The sequence below is a fragment of the Parcubacteria group bacterium genome (genome assembly GCA_041659505.1).
Lineage (GTDB): Bacteria > Patescibacteriota > Minisyncoccia > Moranbacterales > UBA2206 > UBA9630.
Genome location: JBAZYF010000001.1, coordinates 549,537 through 571,635, shown reverse-complemented (window position 1 = coordinate 571,635; position 22,099 = coordinate 549,537). Strand labels below are relative to the sequence as shown.

Genomic DNA, 22,099 nt, shown 5'->3' with positions numbered 1-22,099 from the left:
TTTGAATAACTAGCACAAAAACTATCGGATATTTTGACTTATTTTGTGGAAATAGTAAGATGAGGAGTCAACTAGCCGTAGTTGGCGAGCATATTAACAAATTAAAAAAGGAGGTTTTTATGAGAATGTGGATTAGCGGATTCACGCTTAAATTTCAGCCCGACACTGACGAAGAAGAAAAGGCACTGGATATTGTATTGGGAAAAAATCCAGGAGTAGTATTGCCAGTTGGCGACAATCGCGATAAACAACTTGGCAGAGGCGCGAAAGTACTGGGGATGATGGGTGGGCATGAAACTGAAAGATGGATTCATATTGATGCTCACAAGGCAGTTCTCCAGGCATTCCCACAAAATCCAGATTACCAAAAAGAAAAAAGAAATATGCCATGGCCTGAAGACTATCCCTATGAAATGCGCCAAGTATACGCAGCACTATCGAATGTTCCAGCGATGACCTGTATAATGTGCCCCTATTTTATACCAATGATTGGCGGTGGCGTAAATGCACATGGACAGCCAGGCACTTGTTGTTGCTGTCGGAAAGAAGCGCATCGTCATAAAATGACTGGGCGTCCATTTTGTTTTTAAAAACAAGGGAAAGTCCAAATGAAAAATAAAAGCAAAAAGCTAACAAAAAAAGAAAGGTGTCAACGCATATGCGTAGATGATGCATTGAAAAAAAATGAGCAGCACAGTCCTTATAATAATATACCCAGGCTATCAGCAGAAAGCATAAAGAAAAAGAGAGAAAAAGAATCCTACTATAGCTCTTATGACTCCGGATATAATCCAAATCCAGAATTTTACATGAATCCAGAAACTGAATTAGATTTCTAAACTCTCATCCCCGATGACATCGCTCATCGGGGATTTTTATTTTGGCAACCAAGGACAAACGAATTGGGTTTGCAAAAAAAATTAGGACTCGGAAAAAATGAATATGAGTTAGTGGAGTTATAAATTTATTTGGTTTTTTTCAACAAATTTCTCAAACAAAAAACAGGCTTTGGCTACAATTCCAAAGTCCCGTTTTGTTCTTTATATTGCGTAGTATTTCTCATCTCAACTTTTATCCCAAAAGATAAATTCTAAGATAAAAACGGGAGGAAAAAGAATGACAATAAAACATTCCTTTCCTCCCGGCAAATTATTTCACCCTTGTCCGTTTTCAGGTTTACACTGAAACCCTACTAACGGAAAAACACAAAGAACTTTTCCCTATTTTTTTAATAACTCCAAGCGAGCTCTCAAATCCGCTCGCATCCATTTTTTCAGCCCATCATCCAGAGGGATGTTAGCAGGACAGGAAACCACCTCCCACACCCATCCCAAACTGACGAGATCCGCCAGAAACCTGTCGGCGTCAATATCACCGGAAACTGGCAGGGATGTTCCGGCCAGCGGGCCAGAAATATATTTGAGCAGAATCAAGTGCTCACCTCCTTTCGATTTTACGAGAATTTTTTGGACGACCCTGCGAATCCATGGAAAATCGCAGAGAGTTTTTTGCACGAGAAGGTGGAGATTTTTAGGATTAAAAATCTCCAACACACTTCCCCTACAATTTTTTAGTTTTCATTTCGAGCTAAGTACTTCAGCCGGATTTGAAAATCTGTTTTTTCTTGAAAGAACAATGCCCATCCTATCGCCGGGACCAGCTAGCAGGGATTCACGCGTTTACCGACTGCTTCGCGATCAAACTTAATCTTCGTCATCCTCATAGGCAAAAAATTCTTCCAGCTCTTCAAATGATTGAGCTGTCACGAAATCTCCGCCCATTTCCTGATCGTCCCAAAGAATAACGCTTTGGTCAGGAAATACAAAAACTTTGAGCTCTACCGGATTTCCGGTAGGAGAAAAGACTACGGTGATTTTTTGGGAATGTTCTTTTATCCCCGTCTCCCGGATTAGCTTTTCAGCCTCCTCCGGGGAAAACCGATCGCCATCCTCCAGTTCCTTCGGCCAAGACTTTGTCTCGGTCACAAAGAAAAGAAGTTCGAAGGGGTTATTCACGCAGAGAGCTAAGGCTTCAGCTCTTTCTTTAAATTCCGCTGCTATCATTTTTCTCCTTGCCCGACTAACGCTTCGATTCCGAGCGTTTTTTTCGTTATTTTCCCCAAGCCTCCTTAAGCTTGGAAATGTCGAGTGCTCCGTTTCCGCCAGCTTTTTCGCCTACACTGGCTTCCACTTCTTTCTTGACTATCCCGCTAGAATAGCACCCTAAGCACATGAGTGAAATTTCTTCACCTGCCAGATAGCGTTTCCAGTCGCCCTTCGTCAGACGAGTCGGTCGTCCACAGGAACAACGGAAATAACGATCTCCGGCTTCAGAAAAAGAACCGTCGCCTTGAGTAGCAATTTCCACATCGGATTCGGTTGCCAATTCTTCTTCCGATAGCTTTCTCCAGCGAAGATTGAGATTCCACCCGCCCCATTTTTCATAGGCAAGCGCCTCGATCACGCCATTGGAAATCCGCTTGGAAACAACGATTTGAGCTTCGCGCCCTTCCGTCGTCTCGTCAAACGGCTTGTTATAATCCAACAAGCGAGAAATTTTTTGGTCATCCTGACAAATATGCATTCCGTATTCGCCAATAAGCGCGCGATAGGCATTTTCGTCGATGACCAATTGATCCCCACAAGCCGGACAACATTTGAAAACTCTGGCAGCTTCCGCCACCAGTTTCGCCTGACGCTCAGCCGCTTCGGGATCAAGACCAAATGAATTCTCAACAGTGCCGATATCATCCAGTTCAATCCTTCTGACTGCTTCGCGTTGAGCTTCAGTGAGTCCGCCAACCGGCATTTTCACTACCGCGAACTCACTTGCGCCAGCAACATCTCGCATAGTCCCACAGGACCACTTGAGTGCCAACTCATCGCCCATAACATAATCCCAATGATATGTCCCGTCCGATTTATGTCTTTGGACAGTATCGGAATCATGCTCACGGAGCGATCCGTCAGATCGAATCACCCAACCGTCGCCATTTCCACTCATTCCACTCCGGCGATGCCAGGCTTCAAAGCCAACTAGCACTTCTCCGGCCGCAACGGCCCGTTCCAAATCTGCCGCCGCTTCGGCTTTTCTACGAGCGATTTCTGACAGTTCCGCTTCAATCTCTGCGACCATCGCGTTGATCTTAGCGGCATATTGCCGATTTCCCTCAGCCGAATTGTCCGCTACGCAAATTCGATTCCCCTGAGACAATTTTTCACGAATCGTCTCAAGAGTTTCTCTGTCATAATAATGCTTTTCATACAGGACAGAGAATTTTTTGCGTGCTTCAGTCGCTTCGGCTTTGGCACTTTCCAGTTCTCTTTTCGCTTGCATTTCCACTCGAATTTCTCCGAATTTCTTCACGGCATTGGCGTGAGCCTCTTTCGCCTCTGCCTCTTTTTTCATCCACTTTACTGCGAAGCTACTACCACTTGATACAACAAGGCCATAGCCATAAAGTGGACTCCCATCAACCACACACTTTCCGTATTCAACAACTTGAATCTCCGGAATTACTGCCGATTCATCGTTGATGTCAGGAATGGTGATTACTGAATGGTCATTCCAATTTTCCCATTGCTGAGCATTCAATTTTTCACGAAACCAAGTTTTAATTTCAGCTCCGTTTTTGAATGAATAGTCCCAACGTCCGTCGGGCATAAAATATAGATCTACTTGTCGCCCGCTGGGAATTACAATGCCTTCCGAAGGAAGGTTTAGCCAGTTGTTATTCTCAAGCTCTTTGTACTCGAGCAACACGCGTGGCGCATACCCGACTCGATATTCAATCTCTCGAATTCGACCAAAATATTCCACCTCCCAAGGATTTTCCGATAAAACCAGTTTTGCCAGTTCATCATCAATACTCGGAAAAAGCAGTCCATTTGGGTCACTAATTTCAGCAATACTACCAGCTCCGAGTAATTTTTCCGAATAAAATACTACTCGCGCACTTTCGGAAAATTCTTTGAAAACTGGCGATCCTGCTAAAACGTTGAGCGTTTTGGCTTTTTGCTGATTGAGCTGATTTCGTGCCATCATGCCCGCAAGCATAGTGTCACTCAAATCAGTTTGTCCCGCCAGCCATCTGGCGAAAATTTCCGGGGCTTGCTTATGGAACTGATCTCTCACGAACCGCTCACCAACTTTTTGCCCATTACACACTATCTGCGTCGTGGACATACAGGAATCATGCTCCTTTGAATAAAAAGGATTGATTCCGGTGTTGTATGAGCAAAACTGCGGCATAATCTCTTCCAGCCATTCCGGTTGAATTGGCGCGGCCAAATCAGCCAGGTGGATAAAACTTGTTCTGCGACCTCCAGTGGGAACCTTGCGGATCCCACCAATAAGCACAAGGGGCGCATCTTCCGGACACGCCGAATTATGCCCTACCGAAAACACCCCACAAAGCGAAGAATATCTAAAGTCGCTTTTCACTCCCACAAAATCAATAAGCCCGGAGGCGATAGCTTTGCTGAGTGCATTGCCATCAAATTCTCTTTGCTCAAAAATTCCGTTTCGCATTGGAAGTGGTGAATTAGCCACTTCCTCTCGAATTTGCTTCACAGTCAGCTCAACCGCACGCAATTTTTTGTAATTCACAAAATTACGCCTACACCAACCGTAGAGCTCATCTTCGGCTTTTCGGCCAGATATTTTTTTCTCGCGCAGTTCGAATTCAATTTTTTTGAACTCGCGAAAAATCCATACCATCGCCTCAAAGTCCGATCCGAGCACGGTGTAACTTTTTTTGACAATCTCCGCCACTGTCCTCGCACCGTGCGAGAGCGTGTCAGGATCAATTTCAAAAATTCCATCCACTCTTTCCGTCATCCCATCGGGCAAATGGGAGAGTGTATACGGCTCGTCCCGCCAATAACGGTTTTCGTTACGGTGGCAAATATACCACATCGCCAACCACCGCTCGACTTCAATTTTCGCGTCAGTTTTGGGGATCCAAAATAATCCCTCATGCTCAATGCACGCCGACGCAATTATTGTCTCAGGCAAAATGCCCAATTTCGATCCAGTGATCAAAGCTTTCGCCCTTTCTGGATCAATCGGAAACTGGACGAGCAATTCACCAACTTCGGTGATTTGCTCATAGGAATCCAGCGCACCCAATTTTTGCAACCGTTTGATGGTCGCATCAATCTTTTGCTGATCCGGTGCATCGATATAGTCACAATCGCGCGGACTAATTCCTGCCGCGCTAAACTGCAACACGATTGAGCTCAACGGCTCCCGTAAAATCGCCGGCACTGGCCACATTGCCAGCCTTCCATATTCCCCTTCAAAAGAAATGGGAATGTAGAATCCTGGTTGCGTCCGACCTGCTCGACCTTTGGCCTGATTCGCTTCAGCCATGCTCACCTGGATTTTGTCCAAATGAGCCACGCCTTTGTAATCAGAGAAGGGCCGTTTGATTTGCAAAGAATCAATAACCCCGACCACTCGGGGAAATGTCGCGCTTGTTCGCGCGATATCTGTTGTGCAGATAACGCGCAAGGTATTTGGCGCAACGTCCGGTCCCTGACTGCGATCCTGTTCTGCCGGTGTCAGTTTTCCGTGACAAGGAAAAATTTCGATGCGATATTTTGCATCAATATTTTCCGCATCTTTTCCGCCCTCTTTTTTGTTTTTGGCTTCACTCGCAAGAGTGATGACCTCAACAGAAAGATTCTCATCCCTTTCTTTGCGCCAATGCAAATGACGCTCGAGAGAAGAAATAGCGGAATTGATATCCTCCTCGCCAGGAAAAAACGCCAGAACCGTTCCACGCTCGACAAGCACACTTGAAAATTCATTGTGCGTGTCCTGAATATGGAGACATTGCCTCAAAAAATTGTCCACTACTTTTTCAGCGGCGCAAATTGCGCCTTGGCTGTGGTGCTCCCCTCTCCCCATATGATAGGGACGAACTTCTACTGGATAACAACGACCGCTGATTTTTAATATCGGAGCATTCCAAAAATACTTTGAAAATCTCTCTGTATCAATCGTGGCGGATGTAATAATCACCTTCGTTTTTGGCGATCCCAGTAAAAGTTTTTTAAGAAGAATCAAAAGGGTATCGGTTGTAACGTGACGCTCGTGCGCCTCGTCCACAATAATAATCCCCTCCGGCAGACGATTTTTCCGCCGGATCCAGTTTGCCAAAGATTGCTCGATTTTCAAAAGACACCGAGTCCGTTTTGACACAACCGGATCATCTCCAAACAGTTTCCAGCCGACAACACCGCCCGGAACATCTTTCAGTTCATAGGCGATTCTTTTCGCCATCCAGCGAACAACCGGACGGCGAGGTTGAGTCATTTGAATTGGCAGACTCGTTTCCTGCAGAAGCATCTGCGGGATCCGAGTCGTTTTTCCTGCGCCCGTTTCCGCTTCCACAATGATTACCTGATTTTCTTCCGTGAGACGCAAAATCTCAGCGAGATGCGCGTCAATCGGAAGAGATTCCCTGTCCGCATGGTCGGTCCATATAAAATTTGGCATTATCACTCCTCATCTGCAAACTCTAACTTCCTTTCCTTTCGCTTGCAGGCGCCTCGTTGGCACTTCTCTGACGGTTAAGCCAGAGCAAAATGGGCAAGGATTGCCCGGATTATAATAATTCTGATGTCAAAGAACCTCATCCTCATCCAGAACTACTTTTTCAAAAGAAAAATAGTACCGGAGAGAATCGGGATTTTTTTCTTGCCCCTACGGCAATACTCAAATCCCGAATCCCCTACAATCTGCTGGTTTTTATTCTTGCCAGCACAAGGTTAGTGTTTCATGCTTGGGCATTGGGTAGCCGTCCTTACTCAGAGGGATTAACCTTGCTCTTGACGAAGCTCAACACTTCGTCAAAGTTCGGGCAACCACCCCAGTAGCCAATGCCATCCGACTTGCCAAAGCCGGAACCGCCGCCCCAGCCCTCAAATTTTGCCTTAAGCTCGGAGCAGATCGCCCCGTTCCCAAAGAAATTCACCTCTCCGTCGCCAGAGAGGATGAGGAGCTGGTCGGCTTTGCCGAAAAGTCTGTCGGCGACCGTTGCTGTCTTGGAATGTGCCATCCTTACGATGGTCAACTTTCCAACAACCTCGGCCCCCACGACTGCTCTCTCGGCTTCCACTTCTTGCTCAGACGTAATGCCCTGAGCGTTGCGGTCGGACAAGCGTACTCGGGCAATCTCCTTACTCGTAGCACCAAGCGCCAGCATCGCCGGGATATACCCGGAGTCATTGGCGGCCACCAGCTCGACCCATCGCTGGGTCAGCGAACTAAGCCTGGACCAAATGTTCAGTTTTTCAACCATCTGCCGGATGGCAGCCGGCTCGCCCGACCGATCATTATGATGATCGATAACCATCACAGCCTGATCAGCCGGAAAATCCTTTGGGGAGCATTCGACAAATATCACTTCATCGATTCCCTGGCAAGTCTTTCCAGCACGATACACTGTGCCGTGACCATTATCGCCGACAGGAATCTGGACATCAATAATCTCCAGTCCCAATTCGGCAGGCACATAAAAATGTTCGCCCCAGCCAATCTGGGGCTGCGCCCAGGCATGCCCGAATGCAGTTAACAAACCTTTTATTGCCTGCATCTCACCGTCATTGCCACCCAAAACAAATAACTGTTTTTTCATTTTCGTACTCCTTTTTTATTTTTGCCTCCCCGTTTTTCGGTTCGGCAGATTAAAAAACAACTATTCCATTGCCTCATCAGAAACAACAAAAAAATTATTATCTCAAATAAGACAATGAAAAATAGTTGGTTTTCATTTTTTTTCAAAGAACAAAAATCTCATCTAAGCCCACTATTTTTGAAAAAATACTGAACTTGGAAAGATCGGGCAGCGGCAACAAAGTGACTGCCCGAAAATCCTACAACTTTGGTGCTATTTTCCTCTTATGCCCAAGCGCACCTTGACTTGGGAGAGGTTAAAGAACTATTTTTCCGAAAGAAATTTATTCCGGCTGCGCTCCACCGCAGGAAAAGCAAACCTTGTACGGCTTTTCCAAAAAGCTTCCGCAGAAAAAACATTTTTTGATGAGGTGTTTTGCCACCACCTCGACGACTTGATCAATCGTCAAGATGGAGCTCACACCCTGGGGCGATCCGCCAATTGTTGGCGATCCTCCCCAGCCCGACTCGAGCCCGGCAAGCTCAGCGAGCACCGCCCGTAAATCCATGTACTCTGCCGTAAACTGGCAGACCGTGAACTTTCGACAAGGTTCACCCCCGCCAAACCGAAACTCCGGATTGAGCGCCACCACAATCGGCGCTAATGAGTAGCCGATGCTGGTTGCCGCGCGGTGCGTGGAAACCACTGCCGCGATCGACTGGACTTCAAGTCCTCCGTCGCAGTAGCAGTGCGAGCACAGTTCGCCGACGTGACTTACGCCAGCGTAATATCCGCAGTACCCACAAAGCTTCGCGACCGAAGCCTTGATGAAACCGCTGGCAACCGCTTGCGCGATCGCCTTTCTTTCAACCAGCCACTTTTCACGGTAGCCGGCCGGCTCCTCGCCCCAAAGGAGCCATCGCTTCATCCACTCAACCCGCTGAGCCAGCGGGATTTTGAAGTCGGAAACCGCGGCGGCCATCGGAGCCAACCGTGAGTCCGACTCGGTCGAGGCGGACGAGTCGTCAAAAAGTGACTCTTCCGTCGGCAACGGCCGTGGACCGGGCCAGCCGCCTCTGGCAAATTTGTCAGACTCGGCCACAAGCCGGATCCGATCCTTCGCCTCCTGTATTATCTCGCCATACCCAGGCACGCTATTACACGTGTCCCAATCATTCTGCTCACATTCCGCCCGAATGAGCAGAACAGCCATCGCCCCGACCGAATCCAGGTCGGCGCGAATAGTGGCCAGCGTCACAACCGGCTCATACACCGGCTGCGAACACTCCACACAATCCGAGAAAACTTCCTGCTCATGCCCGCAGCATTCGCCACGGACATCGACGACATGCTGCAGTGCGACCTCGATGGCCGCCAAACTATCATCCTGTCCGGTATGCTGGGGATCGATATTCCCCAGTTTGCACCGAGCTGCTAAAGCCGGAACGGTGACCTCAACTCCCAATGCCCCACGTCCCGAAGAAAAAACTGCATTATTGGCCATTTGCGCGGCCTCAATCGGACGGGGGTCTAAAATTGCAAACTGATATTTCATGGTTTTCTCCCCACCCCCCAGGCGCTCCGCCTGGAAAATGGGAGGTGTTGCGTTTTTTGACCGCACTTTGCGGTGAAAAATAATCAAAAACAAATTGATTTGAAATCAACTGCCCCTTTGGGCCACCAACATTGGCGTGTTTCAATTACCCAGGCGGAGTTTTAACCCGGGACGCAAAACTCAATTTCTTTCGCCATTTTTAGCTACTCGATTTCAAGCTGGAGAAAATTTTCTACGCTGCTTTCCTGAGCAATTCTTCTTCCTCCTTTCTTTCTTTTTTGTTGACTAGTTTCACGCCCTGCAAACTTTTCGTGACCACATCGGCCACCGTTTGCATTGATAGCTGACTATCCACACCCTGTGGAGAGCCGCATATCGTGGCGTGCGCTGGTCCGCCCCAACCATCCTCGAGCAATCTAAGTTCGGAAATAGCCGAAGACAGATTAATCCCCAAATCGCGATGCACAGCGATTGTGTATTTGCGATACACTTTTCCGCCCTGCTCGAACGTGGGGTTGAGTACGATTACTACATGTGCCCCCAGGCCATACAATGCCCCGGGCGCACCAATCCATGTCGTTTCCACGGCAACTACTTTAATCCCGGTAATCGTCTGAAACCACATGGCGTTTTGAGTAGCTTCTGCAAAATGCCGTTCGTGTTGGCGTTTTGCTTCAATCCACTCGGATGCTTCCGGCATCCAAATCGTAATTTTTTCCATACAATCATATGGATCCAATCCCGACTGCAGCACCGTCCGCATCAACTGCAATCCCTTTCTCATTTGCTCTTCCGGTTCTTTCACAATTAATTTCATTCCAGAAACGAGAGAAACAAGAGAGGGAAATCGGCACTCGCAGTCATGCCGAATGCCTCGGTCCACCTCGTCCACATAGTGGATAAGGCGTGCCATCCGCTCCAAGGCCTGCGCGGCAGCCGACAGATCAATCTTTCTCTCACCACCACAAGGATGATGATCAAAACAATTTTCCGTCGTCCGACCAGTGCCTCCGACCTCGAGACAAAGGACATCACTGTCCTTCAACTCTTCGGCTGAAGCCGACCCCGAAACTGAGCGTAGGTTTTGATCTTCAGGAGAAATCCCCAAAACCAAAGCCGTCGCCATTGAATCAAGGTCAACTTTACCAAAGAGGACTTCTCTGAAACTATTCATAGAAACCTCCTAATGCTAACCTTGAATTCAAGTTTATTTTTACGTCTCCTGGCCAATATTTCATCTAGCAAAAAACTTGCCACACAAAATATTGACCAAGAATTAATAGAAAACTTATTTACTTTTTTTTCAAAGAACAAAAATCTCATCTAAGCTCACTATTTTTGAAAAAATACTGAACTTGGAAAGATTGGGCAGATTTTTTAGTATTCTGCCCAAACCCCACATAAAGAACAAACTTGCGGCTCTGCTTCCGCTGGGCTCACCACGATATATTTTTAGAGTCAGGTGACTACTCTCCTCAGTTTTCTTTTACTTGACTTGCTGAGGTGGTCAAAACTCCGGAGGGAGATTTTTTGTGTAGCCAACCGGGATTAGTCGTTTGTTTTGCAACCGGACTCGTGAAGCCGGTTGTAAACGTCATCCGCGAGGAGGACTACGGGAGATGTAATACAACATCTCCCTGGTGTCATTGCTGACACCCTTACGAACCGACCAAACACTTTCCGACCATACCTGGTCGGAGCCCCTGGCCCATCATCCGACATTTCCTGAAAGGAAACGTCGGTTGATCCAGACAGGCTAACCAATTTGTAAAACTCGTCCATCATGTCCTCCTTTATCCCCGGTCTTTCCCGCCGGGCATAGGTTTAAGATAATCCGATTTGTCCACAAGATTTGCCAGAGTTGGCAAATGTGGAGACAGTACAAATAATTCCTCCATCAGACGCTTTTTAAACATCTGGTAGAGTTTTTCTACCTCCGGATCAAAATGCTCATTCTTATTCGGCATTTCATTTTCTCCCTTTTATTTTTTCAACGTTCCTGTATTGTTTTTCTGATTGCCATCCCAATCTTTGAATTTTCTCAAAAACTAAGATAACAATCAGAAAATAATATATTAATTTTCTTTCAAAGAACATCCACCTCATTTCAAACCTAAACTAAGTTTAGATCTGAAAGAGGAGGTGGAAATCGTTTAGGATTTCCACAAACTTCCCCTACAACTTTTCCGCCAGACTTTTCGTCGGGCGGGTTTTTTCTTAAAAGAACAATTTTCCAAGGTTCGGCCTTACTTGGACTGGCATCTAGTTTCTTTCAAAAAGAACTAGACAAAAGAAATTTGAGATTTACCCATGCTTTTCCGCCTGTGGATTTTCAGGCAACTCAATTTATGAGATGTGTTCTTGGATTTCTCCGGTCGGGATATAGCCATGATATTTTTCACCCTCACGGCTAAAATCCACATAATTCCATCGAAAAAGGGTTTCCACTTTGAATCCCTTTTCCTCGCCTTTCCTTGCGAGCTCAATGGCTTTCGCCACGAACTTGCTAAGCTCTTTCAGGGAAGGAAAGACGACCGACCTTCCCAACCGTTTATCACCACGAGAAGCAGATGCTTGCCACATCCGCTCCCCGTCTACATTTTTATAGTTTTTAAAATATACCTCGATCTTCCCAGAAGGAAGATCGATATCCATTTTTCTGGTGCGGTTATACCACAGAGATGCAACCACTCCCAGAAATGCCCCCACCGCTAAGCCTAGTAGTGAGCTCATTTTTTTATCCTTTTTATTTAATTGTTCTTTGGTTAATTATTTCCACTGCAATTGCCTAAAAATATAGACAACCGCAATGGAAACAACTAACTGGGAGAAAAAATACTCTAACTTTAATAAATTTTCTTCCAAAGAACAAAAATCTCATCTAAGCTCACTATTTTTGAAAAAATACTGAACTTGGAAAGATTGGGTAGCGGCAATGAAGCGGCTGCCCAAATCCCCACAATCTGCTGGTTTTTATTCTTGCCAGCACAAGGTTTTTTTAATGCGATTGGGAACCGTCGCACTACGTATCCCAACTACCCCCGCGACAGGGTCGACCGGATTCCCAGCCGAGTTCCCGCCTGAGATGAAAGAGACCAGCAATGGCCTCCGCCATCCCCGTGACAGTGCTACGGAAAATCCGCAATCTCTGAAAGTTAACAGCAACATCCGCCTGATCGAATTTAACATCAAATCCAACCCGATCCGCTCCATCCACGAGAACGAGTTTTTCGCCCTCGCAAAGATTATAAAGGGCGACATCGATGGCGGCAGAAGCGGACCGGTACAGCCCTCCCATATCGGGCGGGGTATTGCCCCTGCAATACACCGCAAGGACCGGTACACCGCAAACATCAGTAGTGCGTTTTACGGAATACTGACCATTCTTGCCATACTCAAATACTATAATTATCATAACTTTCTCCTTTCGAAGAATTACGACCGCCATGTGGCCGGGACTTTCTCCGCGCTGACTAGGCACATCAACGAAAATCCAAAAAAACTTTTCCGATCTGTTTTTCGAAAATCGCACACTTACAATTTCGACAGACTGGTTTTTTCCGATTGCCACTCCAATCTTTGAATTTTCTCAAAAACTAAAATGACAACCAGAAATATTATTGATAACTTTTTCAAAGAACATCCACCTCATTTCAAACCTAAACTAAGTTTAGATCTGAAAGAGGAGGTGGAAATCGTTTAGGATTTCCACAAACTTCCCCTACAACTTTTCCGCCAGACTTTTCGTCGGGCGGGTTTTTTCTTAAAAGAACAATTTTCCAAGGTTCGGCCTTACTTGGACTGGCATCTAGTTTCTTTCAAAAAGAACTAGACAAAAGAAATTTGAGATTTACCCATGCTTTTCCGCCTGTGGATTTTCAGGCAACCAATTGTTTGGATTTTCCTGTTTGCTCTTCTAGAATGGATTGGTTATTGACAAAACCTTTCCATCCTTCCTTATCAGAAATTTCACCTCCGTTATGACGGCAGCCCTCCCCGTGCCGTCTTGTTTCTGATAGATATATACGTAGCGACCCTCTGGGTCGCTATCGATCTGAAATATACGGTTAGGGGGGCCGTACATTTCAAACAGATCTTTCGTGTATCCCCGCTCCAACAAAAAAGAGCGGGTACTTTTTTTGCTTTCATCGTCTTCGACGGTGTTTTTTGTCACCGTATAGAAGACATATACAAACAAAAAAAGAAAAAACAAACTTAGACCAGTACATACTATTTTTTTCATTATAGCATCCTCCTTCCCCGCTTTCGCAGAGCTATTTTTTGATTGTTTTCAGTTAATTATTCCCACTGCAATTGCCTTCAAAAAAAGACAACCGCAATGGAAACAACTAACTGGAGAAAAATGTGATAACTATACTACTTTTCTTTCAAAGAACTTCACTCTATCAAACCACTATCTTTTATAATGATTTGAATTAAGGGGAAATTTTTATTCGCATGTCCGGCGTTCGTAGTGCCGGTTTGCAAGGCAAATAACATAATTTCCCTAGTCTCTAATTCTCGTTAAGTCCGGTTTACCTAAAATTTTAGTAAGTTGGACTGATCATAAGGACTGGACAAGCTTACTATCTTTTAGGATTAAGCCTGTGCCACTCATCACGATGGATAAGGTTTGATATTGTAGGGTTACTAGATGACGTATCGCGCCAAGGTTGGTTCGATTAGCTTTGCCTTTCTCAATTGAATCTGACTACCATGCCAGGGTTGAGCGGGGCTCGCCAATCACCTTAGTGCTAATAACAATTCTAGATTTAAAATTACTGTCAGATGTCTTCGAAACTTTGTCGATTTATCTTGACTGCGTAGTATAGCATCTCTGAACTGTTTTGTCAATATATTGTGAAAGATATTTTGGAAATGTCAATATATCTGATATTATAGGAACTATATTGGCGTATTTAGGCTATACTATTGTCACGTATATTTGACAATTTACTATTTGGGGTGTATAATGGGGGTAGGAAATTGATTTTTACGTGTCATCCCCGCGAAGGCGGGGATCCAGGCACCACTAGTTATAAATTACAAAAAAACGAATTATAAATCCCCTAACTTCTATTTTTTATCCATCTATCCCCCGTTTTTCCCTTTTTAAAGCCTTGGGTACCTGGATTCCCGCCTTCGCGGGAATGACACAAAGTTATTTTTACCTAATTTAAGCCAAAACAACCATTATGTACGAAAAAATCCTCTCTGCGGCAGGTTTGACCGCCAAAGAAGCCGAAATATATGAGCTTATCCTTGGCATCGGGCAAGCGCCAGCCAGTGAGATATATAAAAAAACCGCCTATAAGCGCGGATTGGTCTATAAATTGCTTGAGCAACTGTCGGAAAAAGGCCTCATCATTAAAATCGAAAAACCCCGCAAAGTAGCCATTTTTCGGGTAGAACACCCCAATAAGATCAATGAAAGACTGGAAGAACAAGCCCAAAAGGTCAATTACTACAAAAGAACGATGGGTGAACTGATGCCTCAATTGGTCACCAACTACAATCTAGCCTTCAATAAGCCCGGCGTACGCTTCTATGAAGGCGAGGAGGGACTCCGGAAGGTATTGGCTGACACACTGACCGCCCAAGAAACGATTTGCACGCTGGTCGACGTAGAGGCGGTAGTGAAATATATGGACAAAATCAATCAGGAATACGTCAAACAAAGAGAACGTCTGCACAAACAAAAAAAGATGGTCTGCGTTGACTCACCTTTTGCCCGGAAGTATTTGGAAAAATATCATGTCGATGTAACTGACACGCGCTTTGTTGACTATACTCTCTATCCCTTTAGCTCGATTATGCAAATCTATGACAATAAAATCGCCTACATCTCCCTTTCCGCCGACGCCATCACTTCAATGATCATTACTGATAAAAATATCTATCAAATGAATAAAGTGCTTTTCAATTTCATCTGGTCTCATTCCAAGGCTTTTTCGGAACTCTCACCAATCACGCCAGTTCCGCCGACAGAGTCATTTCCGGATTCATCCAATCGTTCCAGTGCACAATAAACCATTCTTTCTTTCTCTGATTCATCACTAGCAATAAAAAAGTACCCAGTCATCACAAAGCCTTTTTCATTAATCAGTTCTGTGAGTTGCTTTTTCATCTCTTCGGGATACATTCCCGGAGAAACTTTTTTCTGAATTGGAAAACGCAAAATTATTCGCCCATCTTTTTCGGAAAAATTTCCCGCGTGATATTCTTCCATTATTTGCTCGCGTGCAATTGATTGATAATACGTTTTTTTGATGTCTGCAGTTTTTTCACGCGTGATGTGAAAAATAAACGGCTCGCCAAATTTGGCATAATCTTCGGTTATTCTGTCTACCACAAAATTTTGTTTAGACATATAGTGACCGCAAATGGCTTCGCTCGGAATGCAATCGGCGTGCAAGCGATATTTCTCACCCATTGAGGTCAGCGCTTCATTTAGGAAATAGCGCCCGATAGAGTTTCTTTGCTCATAGTTTGTAACAAAGGCCGATCCAAAATAAACTTGCCCGTCTTTTTCCTCGTCAAAACGGCAATGCGCCACCAACTTTCCAGCAACCTGAAGGATGAAAACTTTCATTGCTTGATTACTTTCCGGTGTTTCTATTTTTTTCAGATAACTACTAACCAATCCGCCAGCTAGCTCTATTCTTTCTTCATACTCTTTTTGATAGCCAGAAATAATTTGATCTCTCAAATGATGGTTCGAATTAACTTCCGCTCCGGATAGAACACTTTGCTTTGCACCATACTGTTCCCAAAAATTCCCTTCAGCCTTTTCATATTCCTTCAGCGCTCCCTTGAAACTTGACCCCGGAATACTTTCTTTTCTTTTTTGTGCTACATGAAAAGAATTTGCCCAAAGTACAACGTTTTCCGAGAAATTGTCAATTTTTGGCATTAGTTCGCTCTCCCGCACTTTCCACAATTCCTGGCTTTTTAACTCCGCCAACTGGGAAAATTCTTGTAGATATTCATCAGCCGTTTTCCGATACCCCTGAAGAACTTCTTCCGTCTGTTCTTTTCCAGATTGATTATTATCTTGCCAAAAATGCGCGATTTTCTCTTTCGCGTTCTCCAGCAAATCAGCAATCCGATTGAACTTGCGAAAGATCGGCCAAGCCAATTTAGGATCAATTTCGCCAATTTTGAATATATTTTCCCGCCCAGATGAATCATCCCCGAAGACTAAAAGCGTCTGCAGACAATCGTCTTTGTATTCTCCAAGTAAACTGAGCAAGCGCGCTTCGCTTCCATTACCTTCTGCTTCTTCCATAAGTTCAAAGAGTGCCTTTTGTTTTTCTATCGGTAATTTATTCAAATTAAAGCCCGCCTCCTGAGAAAGTTTTTCTCTCACACGCAGATATTCTTCAAAATTCTCCTCTCCCATCATAAACTTAGCCGGATTGCCTTTTTCCATTCGCGCCTGAAACTCCTCTTCGCTTTCATTTTTTTGCCTCTCGGAAAATTTATCCAAATCCACCGCTTTTGTCATTGACGTCCCCGCCAAATAAAATCCTTTCTCTGATTTCTTCGCGGTTCCTTTTTGAAAAATATTAAAAGTTGCCACCATTTTTTTCTGTCCGTCTCTATCTTCAACCACGCCACCAACATCTGGCGCCAAATGATAGGCCTTGAACCTATTATCTTTAGTGGAAAATCTACTACTGACAGTATGCGCAACGCCATTAAACATCGTCATTCCTTTTCGGCGAAAATTCTTGCTACCAATTTCTTTTTCTGTTGTCGCAGTTTCCCAGTGCGCCTCAAAGTCATCCGACAAAAGCATTTTACGCGCCACTAAATTGGGCAGATTCTTCGTCACAAATAGCCGACCATTCTGTAACGATCCACCTTCAATTCCAGAATATCCACCCATTGTGCCATACTCTTTCATCAGATATTCGGCTGATATTTTTCCATATTTCCCTTCTCGATCGCTTCTTTTGACATATAGCTTACCGTCTTTTTCATTGCGCTGACCATTGCTATATTTTGGATGATAAATAAGTACCGCAAGTAACGCTTCGCGATAATCCAAGCCATTTTTAGGATCTTTTTTGTTTGAAGGAATTTTGCCAATTTCAACATTTTCCCAATCATTGACCTTCACTAAGCCTGGCAAAAGCATATAGAACTGACTCTGTTTTATTTTCTCCACATCTAATGCCTCCTCTTTGTTTTTAGGGGAATAGAATAGGTCTTTTGGCTCTCGCTCTCCCACAGCATAATCTTCTTTTGCAAGCACTTTCTGATCATTAAAAAGCAGTGTGAGCGCCTTAAAAAAATTCTTCCCCCCAAACTTTTTGTCGAGTTGAATCGGACCCAATGATCTTTTAAAAGTTTCTTTTTCCTTCGCTGGTAATTTTGTAATACTTTTTATTTTTTCCAAATCAACCAGCATAATCCCTTCTGGTGAATTTGAAACCATCCCTTGCTTTTCCAGAGATTGAAAAGCTTCCGCCCTTGCTTCGTCCAGCACTTTCTCATCTCGCCTTTCCATCGCAATTTTAGCCAGCAACTCTAATTGGGAAGATGAAAGACCATCCAGTTCTTCTAAAAAACCTGGTCTTAAAATTTCTTTTTCCGATTTGATTCTTTTTTTCTCCGGGCTAGGAATTGCCGACATGCTTGGATCTCCGAACATATAGTTTTGTTTTATATTATCTCAACTCTGCTTTCATCTTAGCAAATAAAAAAAGAAAGCTCAACGAGCTTTCTTCGCGCCCAAAACTAACAAGTTTAATTCCCCGCCAAAGACACATTTGGCATCATCTTATTGATCTTGTCCTCGTCATCACAGCGATATTTCTTACTCGGGGTGTAAAAATGCTTGTTCGGGCCATAACAGCCTTCGTTTTCATGATTAAGCACCGCGAGGAATGGCATCAGAAAGCCCATGTTTTGTTTGGTAAATTTGTGATACAGCCCGTCCAGCGTGCTCACACGTAAATCCTGATTCATCCGCGCAAACACGCCCATATCATCCCAGGTCAGCCCGCTCCAATCAAGGTGCAGCAGGACATTATTAGCTTTTGCACTATATTGCTTGTCCCACAAAAGCGCCCAACAACTAGAGAACTTACTCGAACAGGGTTGATTTTCCACAATCCCATTGCTGTCGATTCCCACTCCGCCTTCGATATAATCAAACAGACGCAGATATCTTTCATCGGTGATATCGTTGGTCTGCGCGCCAATGACAATTTGCAGATTTTTCTCTTTGGCATAGCTCCGCATATCATCGAGCACAATTTTCACTTGCGTTTCGTCAAAATTAGGATGCTCGTCTTGCAGTTCCATCTGGCCGAACATAAAACTTTGAATCCCGAGATCCATCGCCCGGTGTGTAATTGATTTCAGATACCGGCGATATTCCGGCTCATCAAGAGACGGGATGCAACTATTTTTTTCCCATTGGTTATAATTTCCATTGCGACACATTTTTTTGAACTCAAATTTATGATCCCACTCGGGATCCTCATAGTCTCTGCGCGTGGAAATCGCTTCAGCCAAAAACATTCCATAAACCACCGGCCGCTTGGTCACAGTATGCATAATTTCATTCGCCTTCTCAAAATTCGGCGGTCGTAGCCACGTTTCCAGCGCCCGATGCAGATAGACGCACTTCGAACGATCAAGCATATCCGCAATATCTCCCGTCTTGTCGCCATAACCGGAAAGAAATCCATCTACCACGCAACCATTTTTCTTGATCTGTTCCATCGAGAACACCCCGGGCACAAAATGCCAGACTTCTTTTTCCGGAGCTTCCAGCACGACCGCGACCTTATGCCTTTTGTGAAAAGTTACGTGATAATCATTCTCATCAAAAACAATTTTATTATTCTTATGCACCAGCCAAAGCACACCAGACGATAATATCAGCATCACAAGCACAACAAACCCAAAAGAAATCGGACGCTTCCAGACAGATATTTCTTCTCGTGGTTTGTATAAATTAAAGTCCATTTGATTTTCATTAAGCACCCCCTATTATACCTCAAAAATCAAAAAATCTCCAAAAGAGATCTTTTGATTTTTTCAGACTTATCGGAAAGACGTGCAATTTATCACATCGGCTTCCAATCTGTCGCTTGCATCAGGCTAAAACGATTGCCTTCGGTATCTTTGGCGCTAGCAAACCAACCCACGCCGGCCAGCTCTGATTTTTCCCTTGTGATCATACCACCATTGTCTTTGACCGCCTCCACGGCTTTGTCGATATCTTCGACTAAGATTGTGTCGTCAAAGGTGAAAAACCGCTCCTCCTCTTTTTTGGGTCGTGCGTATAGGCCACCGCCGATACCAGGCCCCGTTCCCGTGTCGAGCATCCAATAGTCCATTCCACCTTTTTCCTTGGTCATCGCTTGCGTGATTTTCCAACCAAAGGCTTTTTCATAGAACTTTTTCGCTCGCGCCACATCATCAGCCTGAACCTCAAAATGAATTACTCTGTTCATATCTTTTCGGGACTTACGCGTTTGCCAAAAGCAAGCTTTTCTATAGCCAGGGCTTACCTGAGAAAATCACACTAACTCTCGGTGGCTAAGACAGTCAAAAACAAACTCAAGGAAACCACGCGACTTAAAGATTGTTTTTGGCAAATGCGTAAGTCACAATTTATTTTTACTTATTATATAAATTATACGATTTTCGAGCGGATAAGGTTCTTTTTTTGGGAGACAAAAAAGCGCCCACATCGGGCGCTTCTCAATTACTGCTTTTAATTCAAAACTTTTTCTGCATAAAAATCCACGTCCCGTGCCCACTTGTTGGCCGCAGCTTGACCGCCCGTCGCCGAACAATCCGAACCGCATTTCCAAACTAACATATCTTTAGCTGATTCAGCATCATTACGCTCGATAATCTGCGCGATTCTTATGGAAACAGCATCCACTGCATCTTTTGGACTGTCAAAACAAGTATGCCCGCCACTGCCCATTCTTTCCCGCTCTGCCCGAAAACCCCAATAATTAAAACAATCCACTCCCGCTAACACCGGCTTTCTTTCGCCCCAATTACTTTCTTTTTTGGCGATACCGATAAGATATGCGGCAACTTTACGATCTTTTTGGGCGATATAGGGAATCATCATTTCGATCGGATGACCTTTGACAACCACTCGCAGGTCCTTTTTTAACCGCTCCCTTTCAATTTCTTGAGGACTTTTTTTGGGAACTTGAACTTCTTGGGTCAAAAACATTTCAGAATAATGTTGCTTAAATAAGACCACATAACCCGTAAAGGCAATTAGACAAATCAGGGTTAGGGTTTCTAATTGATATCTGGTCAATAATCCTGGATTGAAGCTTTTTTTGGCATTTTCAAAAAAATCAGTGATTTTTGACAAAACATCTCTAAAACAAGCGGTTTTTTCCGATTTAGCTTGTTTAATTGATTTGTTTTGTTTTTGTGTCGGTTTTGGCATATTTTTGTTTAATATAAAGCAAAAAGCGGGCTCACCCGCTTTCCAACTGCTATTATACTACTCATTCATTATACACCATTCTAAGGGAAAAAGCAAGCGCTAGTGCCCTACAACATTTTGCATTTTAATTTTTGAGCATTTTAATTAATGCAGTAAAAACTGCTTTATAAATAAAATTCTTTCAATTTAATGAACAACTACGATAATTCTTTTTCTAAATCATCCAAATCGCTATCTGTTATGCCCAATTGTTCCAAAATCCAGATATGTCTCTGATTTCCAGGATCATATTTTCCAACCATAAATCTTTTAACTTCCTCTGGCTTGTTTTTCACCACATTCCAAGTCCCTATATTTCCTTCCCTATAAACGATATCCCTTGTCAGACAAGCCCCACAAGAGCCACAGCTAGTTCCCCGGAAAGTTCTAACACAACGATTCCAGGCAGAGTTTTCAGCTTGTATTATTGCTTCTGATTCCTCTTTCTTAGAATTGATAAAATAATAATCTTTCAATATTTCATAAACTTTTCTAAAATCTCGTTTTTTACCATCCATTCCCATAGCCAGAGCAATAGCCAAATGCCCATCAAAACCAGCGAACTCGTTTGCTCCTAAAATTTTTTGCTCTTCATAGGTAGCAATACCCTCTTCACCTTTCAAATACCTATCTAGCCCTAGTCCTAAAAGCTTTAGTTTAGTTTTTTCTCCTTTTTCTCTCCGCAAAACATGCGTTCCAATTTCATGCTCAATTAGTGCCCTTAATTTATTTTCTTTCATTTTTCGGCTTGATGGAATATTAACATTTTTATTTTCCTGACTCACACTTACGGCAGTGCCTTTTTCCGTGACTACCACATTCCAACCAGTCAATTTATATTTTTCCAAAGCTTGTTCAAAAGCGTATTTTATTTCTTCAGCATTATATTCAGTATTAGTGAATTCTTTGGATTCCGAGCTTTCTTTTATAAAATCCTTTAAATCAGTTATTTTGGGTTTTTCTATTGAAAGTGGATCTGATAATTCATTGGACAATCTTTTTGCCGCTTCACGGACACCTTCCCTTGTATCATTTATTTTACCATCAATAACCTTTTTTATCTGACTAATCGTATATGCAAATATTTCTTGCTCGGGCTTTCCGTAGATAAATTTAGAATAACGAAAAAATCTCCTATCGTTTCCGCTTTTTGTTTCCCCGAGCATTCTCAACTCTGCAATTTTTTCGTTTATTTTCCAACGGTATATTTGTTTGATCGTTTCATTTGTTTCTTGTTCTAAAATATCTCTTTTAAGTTGAAGCAAGTCTTGTCCTCTTCGAGATATATCCAATTTTTCCAAATCGGGATAATCAAGTGTGGGATTTTCGCACTTTCCTTGAATAAAATCGTTTTTCGACTTTTCCCTGACTGACTTTTCTCCGCCAAGATATTCATAATCAGCGAAAGAACCGCAAGCGCTAAATCTTTCATACCATT

The 22,099-nt window shown here is 43.8% G+C and carries 18 protein-coding genes; 3 read left to right on the top strand and 15 right to left on the bottom strand.

The window, feature by feature from the left end; translation table 11 throughout:
* Nucleotides 1-59 precede the first annotated feature (59 nt).
* Both WC848_02630 and WC848_02625 read left to right on the top strand, forming a co-directional pair.
* A complete protein-coding gene (locus WC848_02630; protein MFA5961549.1) occupies nt 60-590 on the top strand; it encodes a hypothetical protein in 531 nt (176 codons plus the stop codon).
* Between the two features lie 18 nt (nt 591-608).
* A complete protein-coding gene (locus WC848_02625; GenBank protein MFA5961548.1) occupies nt 609-839 on the top strand; it encodes a hypothetical protein in 231 nt (76 codons plus the stop codon).
* A 381-nt stretch (nt 840-1,220) separates the two neighbouring features.
* Here WC848_02625 and WC848_02620 read toward each other — a convergent pair whose 3' ends face one another.
* From WC848_02620 to WC848_02580, 9 genes are all read right to left on the bottom strand, one after another.
* The gene (locus tag WC848_02620; GenBank protein MFA5961547.1) at nt 1,221-1,553 is read right to left on the bottom strand and encodes a hypothetical protein; all 333 of its coding nucleotides are present in this window, start codon (nt 1,551-1,553) and stop codon (nt 1,221-1,223) included.
* A 150-nt stretch (nt 1,554-1,703) separates the two neighbouring features.
* A complete protein-coding gene (locus tag WC848_02615; protein ID MFA5961546.1) occupies nt 1,704-2,063 on the bottom strand; it encodes a hypothetical protein in 360 nt (119 codons plus the stop codon).
* A gap of 46 nt (nt 2,064-2,109) precedes the next feature.
* Complete coding sequence (locus WC848_02610; GenBank protein ID MFA5961545.1) at nt 2,110-6,504, bottom strand: hypothetical protein; 4,395 nt, start codon at nt 6,502-6,504, stop codon at nt 2,110-2,112.
* A gap of 307 nt (nt 6,505-6,811) precedes the next feature.
* The gene (locus tag WC848_02605; GenBank protein MFA5961544.1) at nt 6,812-7,645 is read right to left on the bottom strand and encodes a hypothetical protein; all 834 of its coding nucleotides are present in this window, start codon (nt 7,643-7,645) and stop codon (nt 6,812-6,814) included.
* A gap of 322 nt (nt 7,646-7,967) precedes the next feature.
* Nucleotides 7,968-9,179, bottom strand: coding sequence for a hypothetical protein (locus WC848_02600; GenBank protein ID MFA5961543.1), 1,212 nt, complete (start codon nt 9,177-9,179; stop codon nt 7,968-7,970).
* A gap of 232 nt (nt 9,180-9,411) precedes the next feature.
* Nucleotides 9,412-10,353, bottom strand: a complete 942-nt coding sequence (locus tag WC848_02595; protein ID MFA5961542.1) for a hypothetical protein — start codon at nt 10,351-10,353, stop codon at nt 9,412-9,414.
* A gap of 619 nt (nt 10,354-10,972) precedes the next feature.
* Entirely contained in the window at nt 10,973-11,146 is a 174-nt protein-coding gene (locus tag WC848_02590; protein MFA5961541.1) for a hypothetical protein, read from the bottom strand.
* A 379-nt stretch (nt 11,147-11,525) separates the two neighbouring features.
* Entirely contained in the window at nt 11,526-11,912 is a 387-nt protein-coding gene (locus tag WC848_02585) for a hypothetical protein (GenBank protein ID MFA5961540.1), read from the bottom strand.
* Nucleotides 11,913-12,201: 289 nt separating this feature from the next.
* Entirely contained in the window at nt 12,202-12,750 is a 549-nt protein-coding gene (locus tag WC848_02580; protein MFA5961539.1) for a hypothetical protein, read from the bottom strand.
* A 1,624-nt stretch (nt 12,751-14,374) separates the two neighbouring features.
* On the opposite strand from WC848_02580, the gene WC848_02575 reads away from it, so the two are divergent.
* Entirely contained in the window at nt 14,375-15,208 is an 834-nt protein-coding gene (locus WC848_02575; GenBank protein ID MFA5961538.1) for a helix-turn-helix domain-containing protein, read from the top strand.
* Here WC848_02575 and WC848_02570 read toward each other — a convergent pair.
* From WC848_02570 to WC848_02545, 6 genes are all read right to left on the bottom strand, one after another.
* The gene (locus WC848_02570; protein MFA5961537.1) at nt 15,115-17,838 is read right to left on the bottom strand and encodes a hypothetical protein; all 2,724 of its coding nucleotides are present in this window, start codon (nt 17,836-17,838) and stop codon (nt 15,115-15,117) included. The two genes, WC848_02575 and WC848_02570, sit on opposite strands and share 94 nt — an antisense overlap.
* A 95-nt stretch (nt 17,839-17,933) precedes the next feature.
* Nucleotides 17,934-19,163 carry a hypothetical protein gene (locus WC848_02565; GenBank protein MFA5961536.1) on the bottom strand — a complete coding sequence of 410 codons (1,230 nt, stop codon included), beginning with the start codon at nt 19,161-19,163 and terminating at the stop codon, nt 17,934-17,936.
* A gap of 101 nt (nt 19,164-19,264) precedes the next feature.
* Complete coding sequence (locus WC848_02560) at nt 19,265-19,654, bottom strand: VOC family protein (GenBank protein MFA5961535.1); 390 nt, start codon at nt 19,652-19,654, stop codon at nt 19,265-19,267.
* A 263-nt stretch (nt 19,655-19,917) separates the two neighbouring features.
* Entirely contained in the window at nt 19,918-20,622 is a 705-nt protein-coding gene (locus WC848_02555; protein ID MFA5961534.1) for a hypothetical protein, read from the bottom strand.
* A gap of 197 nt (nt 20,623-20,819) precedes the next feature.
* Nucleotides 20,820-21,953 (bottom strand): tyrosine/phenylalanine carboxypeptidase domain-containing protein, encoded by a 1,134-nt coding sequence (locus WC848_02550; GenBank protein MFA5961533.1) that lies wholly within the window; start codon nt 21,951-21,953, stop codon nt 20,820-20,822.
* Complete coding sequence (locus tag WC848_02545) at nt 21,899-22,093, bottom strand: hypothetical protein (GenBank protein MFA5961532.1); 195 nt, start codon at nt 22,091-22,093, stop codon at nt 21,899-21,901. The genes WC848_02550 and WC848_02545 overlap by 55 nt, the downstream gene beginning before the upstream one ends.
* Between the last annotated feature and the right edge of the window lie 6 nt (nt 22,094-22,099).